Here is a 12245-nt window from a genome sequence, read left to right as displayed (position 1 = left end):
TTTAGCATTGTAAATATTACTTATAATAACTACCTTTGCAAAAAACAAAGAGACATCTATGAAAGCAAATCCAGAAGTAAATAAAGACCTTTCTTTTGAAGACTTTAAAGTCGAAGTTTTAAACGATTACAAACTTGCCGTAACCTCTCGCGAATGTAGTTTATTAGGACGTCGTGAAGTACTTACTGGAAAAGCTAAGTTTGGAATTTTTGGAGATGGAAAAGAAGTACCACAATTAGCCATGGCTAAAGCCTTTAAAAATGGCGATTTCCGCTCTGGTTACTACCGCGATCAAACATTTATGATGGCTATCGGTGCATTAAATATCGAGCAATTTTTTGCTGGTCTTTATGGAAATACCAACTTAACAGACGAACCCATGTCTGCGGGACGCCAAATGGGAGGACATTTTGCAACCCAGAGTTTAGATGAAAATGGTAACTGGAAAAACTTATTAGAACAGAAAAACTCCAGTGCCGATATTTCTCCTACTGCGGGTCAGATGCCAAGATTACTAGGCTTAGCTCAAGCTTCTAAAATATACCGTAATGTTACTGGTATTGACACAACCAACTTTTCTAACCAAGGACAAGAAGTAGCTTGGGGAACAATTGGTAATGCAAGTACTAGTGAAGGTTTATTCTTTGAAACTATAAATGCCGCTGGTGTTTTACAGGTACCAATGGTTATGAGTGTTTGGGATGATGAATACGGCATTTCCGTTCACGCAAGACACCAAACAACTAAAGAGAATATATCAGAAATATTAAAAGGCTTTCAACGTGAAAAAGGCGAAAAAGGCTTTGAAATTTTACGCGTTAATGGCTGGGATTACCCAACACTAATTGAAACATATCAAAACGCTTCTCAAGTAGCTCGTGAAGAACACGTACCTGTTTTAATTCACGTTCAAGAATTAACACAACCTCAAGGTCACTCGACTTCAGGGTCACATGAGCGTTACAAAAATGAAGAGCGCCTAGCATGGGAAGCTGAATTTGACTGTAATGTTAAACTTCGTGAATGGGTTATTGCCAATGGAATAGCTACCGATGAGGAACTAAAAGCTATTGAAAAAACAATTAAAAAAGAAGTTCGTGATGGTAAAAAAGCAGCATGGACTGCATTCTCACAACCGCTTAAACAAGAACAAAACGAATTAGTTGCGTTGTTAGAAACTGTAGCTGCTTCAAGTTCCAATAAAGTTTTTATTGAAAAACTTAAAAACGACTTAGCTGAAATTTCAGAACCAATCCGTAAGGATGTTTTATCTACTGCCCGTAAAGCTTTACGTTACGTAGTGAATGAAACTTCAGAAGAAAAAACACAATTAGCAGATTGGATTAACAACTATTTAAATCTAATCCAACCAAAATATAGTTCACACTTACACTCTAATTCAGAGCATTCCGCTTTAAACATTGAAGAGGTTAAACCAACTTACGATGAAACAAGTGAGGAAGTAGATGCCAGATTGGTAATTCGTGATAACTTTGATGCCATTTTCAGTAAATACCCTGAAGCACTAATTTTTGGTGAAGATGCTGGTCATATTGGTGATGTAAACCAAGGTTTAGAAGGCATGCAAGAAAAGTATGGTGAATTACGCGTTTCGGATGTTGGTATTCGTGAAGCTACTATTCTTGGTCAAGGTATTGGCATGGCTATGCGTGGCTTACGCCCAATTGCTGAAATTCAGTATCTAGATTATATTTTATATGCGTTGCAAATTATGAGTGATGATTTAGCAACCTTACAATACCGAACAAAAGGGCGCCAAAAGGCACCATTAATTATAAGAACACGTGGACACAGACTAGAAGGTATTTGGCATTCTGGATCTCAAATGGGTGGTGTTATGCATTTAATACGTGGTATCCATGTTTTAGTTCCGCGTAACATGACTAAAGCTGCTGGATTTTACAATACACTTTTAAAAAGCGATGAACCTGCTTTAATAGTTGAATGTTTAAATGGTTACCGCTTAAAAGAAAAAATGCCTAATAACATTGGTGCTTTTAAAACTCCTATTGGCGTTGTAGAAACAATTCGTGAAGGTAACGACATTACATTAGTATCTTACGGCTCTACATTACGTGTAATTGAACAAGCAGCAAAAGAATTACAAGAAGTAGGCATTAGTGCTGAAATTATTGACATTCAATCCTTGTTGCCATTCGATTTAAACCACGATACAGTGAAAAGTGTTGCTAAAACAAACCGCTTAATGGTGATTGATGAAGATGTTCCTGGTGGCGCTTCAGCTTTTATTTTAAACGAAATTTTAAACACGCAAAATGCCTACAAGCATTTAGATAGCAAGCCAGAAACATTAACTGCTAAAGCACACAGACCTGCTTATGGGACCGATGGCGATTACTTCTCTAAACCATCTGCTGAAGATGTATTTGAAGCGGTTTACAATGTTATGCATGAAGCAAATCCTAATAATTTCCCTAAATTAAGATAAGTAGTCTTAATTTAAACAACCATACCAAAAGACCTGCCTGTTAATTTAACAAGCAGGTCTTTTTCTTTTAGTATATTTAACCAAGTTAAAACAAAAATCACCAAGTAAATGTTTACAAAAAGTTACCCAGATATAGCATTAGCCGTTTTAAGAATCGGAATTTCTGGAATGATGCTAGTTCACGGAATACCAAAAATAGAACGATTATTTAATACACCTATTGAATTTGGAGACCCCTTAGGTCTAGGTGCAACAACATCATTAATATTAGCACTCATTGGTGAGGTTATTGCTCCATTATGTATAATTATTGGTTTTAAAACCAAACTTGCAAGCATCCCTGCTATAATTACAATGATTGTCGCGGCATTTGTAGTGCATTTACAAGATGATTTTTACACGAAAGAGAAAGCACTACTCTACCTATTAGGTTTTTTAGTTATCTTTTTATCTGGCCCCGGAAAGTATGCTTTAGATAAAAATTAACCCGCACCTTAAAACAAAATTTGAGATGAAAGCCGCATCAGTAGTTACTATTAAAAAAGAATTACAACATAAAACCGATACCGAACTCACAGAATTGGTATTGCGTTTATCTAAATTTAAAAAAGAAAACAAAGAGCTACTCACCTACTTACTGTTTGAAGCTCATGATGAAACTACTTACATAGAAACTATTAAAACAGAAATTGACGAACATTTCTCAAACATTAATACCAATAGCTATTTTTACATCAAAAAAAGCGTTCGCAAAATATTGCGACTCATAAAAAAGTACGCACGCTATTCACTAAAAAAAGAAACAGAAGTAGAGCTCCTTCTCCATTTCTGCAAACGCTTAAAAGACATAAAACCTACCATTAAACACAATGTCACCTTAACTAATATTTATGAAAGACAAATAATAAGTATACAGAAAACAATTAAAAACCTTCATGAAGATTTGCAATACGACTACAACATAATGTTAGAAGAATTAAAAACATAAAAAAAGCGCAAACCAAATGGTTTGCGCTTTTTTTATCAGACTACTTGATAATTAAGCCATCTGTTCTTCATGTTTTCCTTCATAGACTTCCTCTACTAATTTAGCATTAAATGCAGGTAAATCCTCCGGTGAGCGGCTGGTTACTAAACCACTATCAACCACAACTTCTTCATCCACCCAGTTTGCACCAGCGTTGATGATATCCTTTTTAATAGATCCGTACGAAGTAACTTTTCTATCTTTTAAAACATCAGCTTCAGCCAATAACCAAGGCGCATGGCAAATAGCAGCTACAGGTTTATGGTTTTCGAAAAACGATTTTACAAAACGAACAGCTTTTTCGTTTCTACGTAATAAATCCGGGTTAATTACACCTCCAGGAAGCATTAGGGCATTGTAATCACTAACTGACACATCATCTAAAATCCGATCTACAGAATAGGTTTTTCCCCAATCGCCATCAGACCAAGATTTAATTGTTCCCGATTTTTCAGAAACAATATCAACTTGTGCCCCAGCTTCTTCTAGTGCTTTTTTTGGTTCTCTTAATTCACTCTCTTCAAAACCATTTGTAGCTAAAATAGCTACTCGCTTTTTATTTAAATTCTCCATTATAAGTATTTTAAGATTAATAATTTGTTTACTCTAAATTACTAGAAAATACTTGTGTAAACGAATCTAAAACCCCATTTAACTTGAGTTTAATAAAAAGTGTTAAGGAATAATATTGAAGTGTTAAAACGCTAAAATAAATGTTAATACATAATCCGAACCATTAGTTCTTTAAGTAAATCTGACTGAGGTACTGATTGTGAGCCTACACCTTTTCCTTTCACATCAAAAAGACGTAAATCAGCAATAATAGCACTTACTTTTTTCATTGGATAGTTTCTAGCAGCTACTAGATATTCTTCTGTAAAAAATGGTGATATCTTTAATGCAGTTGCAACATTTCTTGACGATTTATCTTGCAAGCCGTGTAACTTTAGTATTCGAGTAAAATATGTATGCAAAAAACCCACTGTTAAAACCATGGGATTGTCTTTTGGATTCTCTCCAAAATACGTTATAATTTTATTAGCTTTCAAAACATCACGAGCCCCAATAGCTTTATGAAGCTCAAAATTATTATAATCCTTACTAATACCTATATTCTCTTCTATCAGTTCTGGTGTAATCTGAGTACCCTCTGGTAATACAATTTTAAGTTTATCTAACTCGTTACTTATTTTACTTAAGTCCGTTCCTAAAAACTCTGTAAGCATTTGCGCCCCCTTTGGTGTAATGGTATAATTCTGACCAGATAAAACACGATTAATCCAAGCTGGTATTTGATTATCGTACAGTTTTTTACTATCAAATACAATAGCCGACTTTTTTAAAGTTTTATAAAGCGCCTTACGCTTATCAATAGTCTTATACTTGTAGTTAAACACCAAAATTGTTGTAGGCTGTGGATTTTTAGCATAGGCTACCAAATTCTCAATATTCCGAGATAAATCTTGAGCCTCTCTAACTACAATTACCTGATATTCGGCCATCATAGGAAATCTTTTTGCATGACCTATAATATCATCAACAGTTACATCTCTACCATAAAGCGTCATTTGATTAAACCCACGCTCCTCCTCAGTTAAAACTGTTTCTTCAATATAATTGGAAATCTTATCTACATAATAAGGCTCTTCACCCATTAAAAAATAAATAGGTTTAAAGTTCCGTTTTTTTATATCACTGACTAATTGTTTGACTTCGTCCAAATTGCTGAATTCGAAATTAAAAACTCCCTAAACTAAAAATTGAAAAGGGGTTTGGTTTTTGATTATTGTAAGTTAACTTTGGCAAAACCTTCAGTGGCATCTATGCAAGCACTTAATTTTCCCAAGTTTTCATTCCGTTTCAAAAATAATGAAAATAAAGTTTCTATATTCGATCCTATTCGGAAAAAATTTGTGATTCTTCAACCTGAAGAATGGGTAAGACAACATTGCTTACAGGTTTTAATGATTCATAAAAAGTACCCAAAAACACTTATAAATGTAGAAAAAGAGCTGCATGTTAACGGTTTAAAAAAACGTTATGATATTGTTGTTTATAATTCCGATGGTAGTATTCACCTTATTGTAGAATGTAAAGCGCCAAATATTACAATAAATCAACAAACCTTCGATCAAATTGCACAATACAACTTAACCTTGAACGCCACGTATTTAATGGTTACGAATGGGATAAATCATTATTTTTGTCAAATGGACTTCGAGGCCGAATGCTACAACTTTTTAAAAGATATCCCTGATTATAACTTATGAAAATAGCCGTTGTTATACTTAATTGGAATGGAAAACAGCTACTAGAGCAGTTTTTACCTCTAGTAGTTACATACTCAAAAGAAGCTACTATATATGTAGCTGATAATGCATCTACCGATGATTCTATTCTTTATATTAAAAGAAATTTCCCAGAAGTCAAAATCATACAAAACAGCTCGAATGGAGGCTACGCAAAAGGTTATAATGACGCCTTGCAAAATGTCCATGAAACTATTTACTGTTTACTTAACAGCGATATTGAAGTTACAGAAAATTGGCTACAACCTATTACAAATGTTTTTAATTCAGAACCAGATACCGCAATAATTCAACCTAAAATATTAGATTACAACAACAAATCAATGTTTGAATATGCTGGAGCTGCTGGCGGATACATCGACAAATATGGATATCCATTTTGTCGTGGCCGTGTATTTGATTCTATAGAAAAAGACTTAGGACAATACAACGATCAATCTGAAATATTCTGGGCATCTGGAGCCTGTTTTTTTATTAGAAAATCCGTTTTCCATACACTGAGAGGTTTCGACGAATCGTTTTTTGCTCACATGGAAGAAATTGATTTATGCTGGAGAGCCTTCAACCAAGGATACCATGCAAAATACATTAGCCAATCGACTGTTTTTCACGTTGGAGGAGCAACATTAAAAGCCAACAACCCTAAAAAAACATATCTTAACTTTAGAAACAGCCTATTTACACTTTGTAAAAACACTTCTAAAAATTTATTCTTAACGATTTTTATACGACTTTGTTTAGATGGTTTAGCAGGCGTGAAATTTTTACTAGAACTGAAACCAACCCATATATTAGCTATCATAAAAGCTCATTTTAGTTTTTATAAGCACCTACCTCGTTTATTAAAAAAACGACGTACTACTACCCCAAAAGATGGTTATTACAAAACAGATTCTATAGTTTGGGACTATTATGTTAAAGGTAAATACCGTTCTTAAATTCAAGCTTTATTTAATAGCACACCTTTCTTTAGTATTCGTGTTAAGATTACACGTATTTTAATCATAATTTACTAAAATACAACTGTTTATAAATTTGTTAAATTTTTTGTTAATCATTACCGAATGCATCATTTTATTATATAATTTTGATTTGTTAATTATTAACACCTAAAATCACATTAATTATTATGAAAAAACTAATTTTATTTAGTGTTTCCGCCATGTTACTACTAGGTTCATGCGTTTCTAAAAAAGAATATGCCGCTCTTGAAGCCAAGCAAAAAGAAACACAAGATTTATTAAATACAGCAACTATAAAATTAAACTCTTGCTTATCCAAAGCTGAAGGTTTAGAAGATCGGGTTGCCGATTTAAAAAAATCTAACGACAATCTAATATCTAGCAATGAATCCTTAACAATGCTAACATCTAAAGGTGCTAGTAATGTTGAAAAAACACTAGAGAGTTTAAAAGAGAAAGATTTAAGGATTTCTCGTTTGCAAGATGCGGTAAGCAAAAAAGATAGTGTGATGTTAGCACTTGTAACAAGCTTGAAGAAAGAAGTTGGTATCAACGATCCTGACATTCAAGTAAATGTTGAGAAAGGTGTTGTATTTATTTCAATTGCCGATAAAGTATTATTTAAAAGTGGCAGCTATAGTGTGACTTCTAGAGCTCAAGAAATTCTAGGAAAAGTTGCTACTGTAGTTAAGGCTAAACCAACTTTTGAATGTATGGTTGAAGCACATACAGACCCTGTTCCTTACAGCAAGCCACCATTAATTGATAACTGGGATTTAAGTGTTAAACGTGCTACATCTGTAGTGCGCGTATTAGAAGATTTAGGGGTTGCTCCTAAACAACTTATTGCTGCAGGTCGTGGTGAATTCCAACCTATCGTAGATAATGATACAGCTGAGAACAGAGCAAAAAATAGACGAACAAGAATTATTGTATTACCGAAAATTGATGAGTTTTACGATATGATTGATAAAGAAATGAAAAATCTTGCTGCTGACGGAAAATAAATCAGCAATAGATAAAATCTAAAAAAAGCCCACTCTTAGTTTTCAAGAGTGGGCTTTTTATTTCATAACACTTAAAAAGCGTCTCAAAAACCATATGAATTAACAATTCAAATTAATAACGTTAAAAAAATAAAATATTTACTTTAATTTAACTCATAAGAATAATTATTGATAGTTTTTTAAGTATTTTAAAGAATATTTGCTATTTACAAAAATATTTACTTAAATTTAATTACCCAAAAACTATCATATACTTATTCATTTGCAAAAGAACATCTAACCTACTCAAAATCTTTTCACTATGAGACAAGTATTACATTATCACTTTGAAAGACGGTCTGAAAATCATTTAGACTGGTTAATTAACGTTATTAAATCTGAGAAGTATTTTCAAGCAGACTCTATTATTAGAACCAATAAAAAAACCAAATACTATAATAAAACCTTAAAATCTGCTTAATCACTTTAATAACTACGGAACTAAAAGGTAGTTTGGATGTTTCTTAAAAAATTTCCAAACTACCTTTTCCTTCCCTAACTACAACAGGAGCATCTCCAGACATATCTATTACCGTTGACGCAACATTATCTCCATAACCCGCATCAATTACTAAGTCTACTAAATTATCCCATTTCTCTAAAATAAGTTCCGGATCGGTTGTATACTCTAAAACATCATCATCATCACGAATAGAGGTCGATATAATAGGATTCCCTAACTCCTTAACAATTTCAAGAGCAATATTATTTCCAGGAACACGTATACCAACTGTTTTTTTCTTTTTAAAAACCGCAGGAAGCGACTTAGACCCAGGCAATATAAAGGTATAAGGTCCAGGCAATGCTCGTTTTAATATTTTAAAAGTAGCTGTATCAATCTGCTTTACGTAATCACTTAAATTACTTAAGTCATGACATATAAACGAAAAATTAGACTTTTCTAACTTCACACCTTTTATACGTGCAATTTTCTCCAAGGCTTTAACATTTGTAATATCACAACCTAAACCGTAAACCGTATCGGTAGGATAAATTATTAAACCTCCTTTTTTCAACACCTCAACAACCCTTTTAATCTCCTTATAATTAGGGTTTTCCTCGTAAATTCTTACAAACTCTGCCATACTATTAAATTAAAAAAAACGTTAACTTAAGCAAGATACTTAATTCTTACTATTATGAAAACTAATAAATACCTCATATTTTACACTTTTCTGATTTTAATTATTATTTCATGTAATAGTAATAACGACTTAACCGACAACACAGAATTAAATAGTGTCGAGTACTACGAAGAGCTAGATGTTTCTTACGGGGCGGATCCTTATCAAACATACGACATTTACCTACCAGCCAACAGAAGTTTAAACACAAATATCATGATTTTAATTCATGGTGGCGGCTGGAGCGCAGGAGACAAAAGCGACATGAACAGTATTAAAAATTTTATACGTAATGAGTTTCCAAACATAGGTGTTGTAAACATGAATTATCGCTTATCTGACGCAAACACTCCTCCGTACCCTATGCAAATTAACGATATTACCTCTGTGATCAATAAACTAAAGACCAACCAGAACTACTATATTATTGATAATGATTTCGCTTTTATAGGTACAAGTGCTGGCGCACATTTATCCTTACTTTGGACCTATGCTTTTGATACACAAAATGACATTGATATGGTTTGCAGTATTGTTGGCCCTACAAATTTTACTGATCCAGCCTACCTAAACACCGCCGATTCTACTATTCAAGAACTATTAGACCTATATGGTATTAATGCTACTACAGCATATTTAGAAGAAATCAGTCCTTACCACCAAGTAACCAGCAATGCCGCACCTACCATATTATTTTATGGCGGCATGGATCCTCTAGTGCCAACATCACAAGGCCAAGCTATGCATGAAAAACTAAATACATTAGGCGTAACTAATCAATTTACACTCTACCCCAATAGCGGTCATGGATGGACAGGATTAAACTTACTAGACACAAGTGCTAAGCTCAAAACTTTTATTGAAACACATTTCAACTAAAATCACCCTATAATTTGAAGTTTAGCAAAACGTAGTAATAATTTTTTAACGCCACCATTAACAAATTTTATCTCTGCCTTCACATCTGCTCCTGTTCCTTCAATTTTCAAAACCTCACCTTTACCAAAACGCATATGCTCAACCATATTTCCTGCCACCAGATTATCATCAAATAAATTAGCACCACCCCCTGTATTACTAACGGGTTTTAAATTTTTAGAACTAGGTATTTGCTTTTTTTCAACCTTCGATACTGGCGCACCTTTCTTTTTAAAAGTTGGCTGAACAGGCTTTTTAAAACGTACCTTATTAGGTTGTGGATCACCAAAAATATCAGCATCCAACATAGGATTAAAGCGTCGCTCCTCTATAGGCGTCATAATATCTAGATATTGCTCATCAATTTCTTCAATAAAACGACTAGGCTCAGCATCAACTAATTTACCCCAACGATAACGAGACAAAGCATATGTTAAATAAGCTTGTTTCTCAGCACGAGTTAGTGCCACATAAAACAACCTACGCTCCTCCTCTAATTCACTTCGTGTTCCCATACTCATGGCTGAAGGAAACAAATCCTCTTCCAAACCAACAATATATACATATGGAAACTCCAACCCTTTAGCCAAGTGAATAGTCATTAATGCCACATGATCTGCATCCCCTTTATCTGCATCTAAATCTGTAGCTAGAGCTACATCTTCTAAAAACTCTGCAAGTGAAGCTGTAGCATCTACAAGTTCTTTCTGCCCTTCAACAAAATCTTTGATACCATTTAAAAGCTCCTCAATATTCTCCATTCTAGCAACACCTTCTGGCGTGCTATCTTTATTCAATTCACGAATCAGACCACTTGCTTTCACAACATGATCAGCTAATTCAAAAGCATTAGAATTCTGATTTAAAACCTGAAAACTCTCAATAAGCGTTGTAAAGTTGCGGAGTTTAGTCCGAACACCAGAGTTAATATTAATATTTACAGTATCAATATTTTTAAGGACTTCAAAAATAGTTTTACCATAAGTGTTTGCAGCTACAATTAAACGATCCATTGTTGTTTGACCAATACCTCGAGCTGGATAATTTATAACACGTTTTAAAGCCTCCTCATCCGAAGGATTGATTATTAATCGTAAATACGATAATGTATCTTTAATTTCCTTACGCTGATAAAAAGATAAACCACCATAAATACGATACGGAATATCACGTTTACGTAAAGCATCTTCAATTGAACGCGACTGCGCATTTGTACGATATAAAACTGCAAAATCGCTATTTGGCAATTGATTTTGCATTTTATTTTCAAAGATTGAACTCGCCACAAAACGCCCTTCATCACCATCAGTTAAGGAGCGATTTACTTTTATTTTAGCACCCTCATCATTAGCAGTCCATACAACCTTATCTAACTTGGTTTCATTTTTATCAATGATAGAATTTGCTGCATTGACGATATTTTTTGTAGATCGGTAATTCTGCTCTAATCGAAACAGCTTTACATCATCATAATCCTTCTGGAAATTCAAAATATTATTAATATTTGCTCCACGGAAAGCATAAATACTCTGCGCATCATCACCAACCACACATATATTTTGAAACCTGTCAGATAAAGCTCTAACAATTAAATATTGAGAATGGTTCGTATCCTGATACTCATCTACCAATATATAACGAAACTTATCCTGATATTTAGCTAACACATCTGGAAAACGCGTTAATAACTCATTCGTTTTCAACAACAAATCATCAAAATCCATAACCCCTGCTTTAAAACAGCGATCAACATAATTTTTATAAATATCTCCTAACCTTGGACGTCTAGCCATTTTATCTGCCTCCATTAATTCTGGATTCTGAAAATATGCTTTAACAGTAATAAGATTATTTTTATAAGAAGAAATTCGGGAACGAATCTGCTTTGTTTTATAGATTTCCTTATCAAGATTCATTTCCTTAATAATAGAAGCAATCAACTTATCCGAATCCTGCGTATCGTAAATAGTAAAATTACTTGGATACCCTAATCGATCTGCTTCAAAACGTAAAATTTTAGCAAAAACCGAGTGAAAGGTTCCCATCCATAAGTTTTTTGCCTCACTAGAACCAACAATAGTCGCAATACGCTCTTTCATTTCACGCGCTGCTTTATTGGTAAATGTTAATGACAAAATATTAAACGAATCAACTCCTTGATGCATCAAGTAAGCAATACGATACGTTAACACACGAGTCTTCCCAGAACCAGCTCCTGCAATAACAATCATCGGTCCATCTTTTTGCAATGTTGGCGCTAGCTGCGCTTCATTTAACTGGCTTAAATACTTCTCCAAACTTATATAATTTTAAAAGTGTGAAATTAATAATTGTTAGCCGTTTAGACAGCCAGATTTATGAATAATTATAAACAATTTAAATACCTGCA

12 protein-coding genes are annotated in these 12245 nt (G+C 33.7%); 8 read left to right on the top strand and 4 right to left on the bottom strand.

Translation table 11 applies throughout. The features are described 5' to 3' along the window. The first annotated feature begins 58 nt into the window (after positions 1–58). The 3 genes from ACW5R3_RS06415 (at position 59) to ACW5R3_RS06405 (ending at position 3458) form a co-directional block, all read left to right on the top strand. Positions 59–2470: an alpha-ketoacid dehydrogenase subunit alpha/beta gene (locus tag ACW5R3_RS06415; RefSeq protein ID WP_456578762.1), complete on the top strand. Its 2412-nt coding sequence runs from the start codon at positions 59–61 to the stop codon at positions 2468–2470. Between the two features lie 108 nt (positions 2471–2578). After that, a complete protein-coding gene (locus ACW5R3_RS06410; RefSeq protein WP_456578761.1) occupies positions 2579–2956 on the top strand; it encodes a DoxX family protein in 378 nt (125 codons plus the stop codon). A 25-nt stretch (positions 2957–2981) separates the two neighbouring features. Next, positions 2982–3458 (top strand): hypothetical protein, encoded by a 477-nt coding sequence (locus tag ACW5R3_RS06405; RefSeq protein WP_456578760.1) that lies wholly within the window; start codon positions 2982–2984, stop codon positions 3456–3458. A gap of 51 nt (positions 3459–3509) precedes the next feature. On the opposite strand, the gene ACW5R3_RS06400 is transcribed toward ACW5R3_RS06405, so the two are convergent. Both ACW5R3_RS06400 and holA read right to left on the bottom strand, forming a co-directional pair. Beyond that, positions 3510–4070 (bottom strand): type 1 glutamine amidotransferase domain-containing protein, encoded by a 561-nt coding sequence (locus ACW5R3_RS06400; protein ID WP_456578759.1) that lies wholly within the window; start codon positions 4068–4070, stop codon positions 3510–3512. 143 nt (positions 4071–4213) lie between these two features. Continuing rightward, a complete protein-coding gene (holA, locus tag ACW5R3_RS06395; RefSeq protein WP_456578758.1) occupies positions 4214–5218 on the bottom strand; it encodes a DNA polymerase III subunit delta in 1005 nt (334 codons plus the stop codon). A gap of 102 nt (positions 5219–5320) precedes the next feature. On the opposite strand from holA, the gene ACW5R3_RS06390 reads away from it, so the two are divergent. The 4 genes from ACW5R3_RS06390 to ACW5R3_RS06375 all read left to right on the top strand — a co-directional run bounded on the left by ACW5R3_RS06390 (position 5321) and on the right by ACW5R3_RS06375 (position 8235). Further along, positions 5321–5767 (top strand): type I restriction enzyme HsdR N-terminal domain-containing protein, encoded by a 447-nt coding sequence (locus ACW5R3_RS06390; RefSeq protein WP_456578818.1) that lies wholly within the window; start codon positions 5321–5323, stop codon positions 5765–5767. Further along, on the top strand, positions 5764–6744 hold the full coding sequence (locus tag ACW5R3_RS06385; RefSeq protein ID WP_456578757.1) for a glycosyltransferase: 981 nt from the start codon (positions 5764–5766) through the stop codon (positions 6742–6744). The genes ACW5R3_RS06390 and ACW5R3_RS06385 overlap by 4 nt, the downstream gene beginning before the upstream one ends. 191 nt (positions 6745–6935) lie before the next feature. Further along, the gene (locus tag ACW5R3_RS06380) at positions 6936–7775 is read left to right on the top strand and encodes an OmpA/MotB family protein (RefSeq protein ID WP_456578756.1); all 840 of its coding nucleotides are present in this window, start codon (positions 6936–6938) and stop codon (positions 7773–7775) included. A 301-nt stretch (positions 7776–8076) separates the two neighbouring features. After that, positions 8077–8235 carry a hypothetical protein gene (locus ACW5R3_RS06375; RefSeq protein ID WP_456578755.1) on the top strand — a complete coding sequence of 53 codons (159 nt, stop codon included), beginning with the start codon at positions 8077–8079 and terminating at the stop codon, positions 8233–8235. A gap of 43 nt (positions 8236–8278) precedes the next feature. Here ACW5R3_RS06375 and ACW5R3_RS06370 read toward each other — a convergent pair whose 3' ends face one another. After that, positions 8279–8899: an L-threonylcarbamoyladenylate synthase gene (locus ACW5R3_RS06370; protein ID WP_456578754.1), complete on the bottom strand. Its 621-nt coding sequence runs from the start codon at positions 8897–8899 to the stop codon at positions 8279–8281. A gap of 54 nt (positions 8900–8953) precedes the next feature. Between ACW5R3_RS06370 and ACW5R3_RS06365 the strand changes: the two genes are divergently transcribed. Continuing rightward, a complete protein-coding gene (locus tag ACW5R3_RS06365) occupies positions 8954–9817 on the top strand; it encodes an alpha/beta hydrolase fold domain-containing protein (protein ID WP_456578753.1) in 864 nt (287 codons plus the stop codon). A gap of 2 nt (positions 9818–9819) precedes the next feature. On the opposite strand, the gene ACW5R3_RS06360 is transcribed toward ACW5R3_RS06365, so the two are convergent. Then, positions 9820–12153: an ATP-dependent helicase gene (locus tag ACW5R3_RS06360; RefSeq protein WP_456578752.1), complete on the bottom strand. Its 2334-nt coding sequence runs from the start codon at positions 12151–12153 to the stop codon at positions 9820–9822. Positions 12154–12245 lie beyond the last annotated feature (92 nt).

This window comes from Algorimicrobium bowmanii (genome assembly GCF_054031195.1).
The sequence above is the reverse complement of the archived record's forward strand: the minus strand, read 5'-3'. Positions and strand labels throughout refer to the sequence as shown.

Coding starts and splice junctions, on each gene's coding strand:
- ACW5R3_RS06375 (WP_456578755.1), top strand. CDS start 8,077: ATGAGACAAGTATTACATTATCACTTTGAAAGACGGTCTGAAAATCAT.
- ACW5R3_RS06390 (WP_456578818.1), top strand. CDS start 5,321: ATGCAAGCACTTAATTTTCCCAAGTTTTCATTCCGTTTCAAAAATAAT.
- ACW5R3_RS06410 (WP_456578761.1), top strand. CDS start 2,579: ATGTTTACAAAAAGTTACCCAGATATAGCATTAGCCGTTTTAAGAATC.
- ACW5R3_RS06400 (WP_456578759.1), bottom strand. CDS start 4,070: ATGGAGAATTTAAATAAAAAGCGAGTAGCTATTTTAGCTACAAATGGT.
- ACW5R3_RS06365 (WP_456578753.1), top strand. CDS start 8,954: ATGAAAACTAATAAATACCTCATATTTTACACTTTTCTGATTTTAATT.
- ACW5R3_RS06370 (WP_456578754.1), bottom strand. CDS start 8,899: ATGGCAGAGTTTGTAAGAATTTACGAGGAAAACCCTAATTATAAGGAG.
- ACW5R3_RS06385 (WP_456578757.1), top strand. CDS start 5,764: ATGAAAATAGCCGTTGTTATACTTAATTGGAATGGAAAACAGCTACTA.
- ACW5R3_RS06405 (WP_456578760.1), top strand. CDS start 2,982: ATGAAAGCCGCATCAGTAGTTACTATTAAAAAAGAATTACAACATAAA.
- ACW5R3_RS06380 (WP_456578756.1), top strand. CDS start 6,936: ATGAAAAAACTAATTTTATTTAGTGTTTCCGCCATGTTACTACTAGGT.
- ACW5R3_RS06415 (WP_456578762.1), top strand. CDS start 59: ATGAAAGCAAATCCAGAAGTAAATAAAGACCTTTCTTTTGAAGACTTT.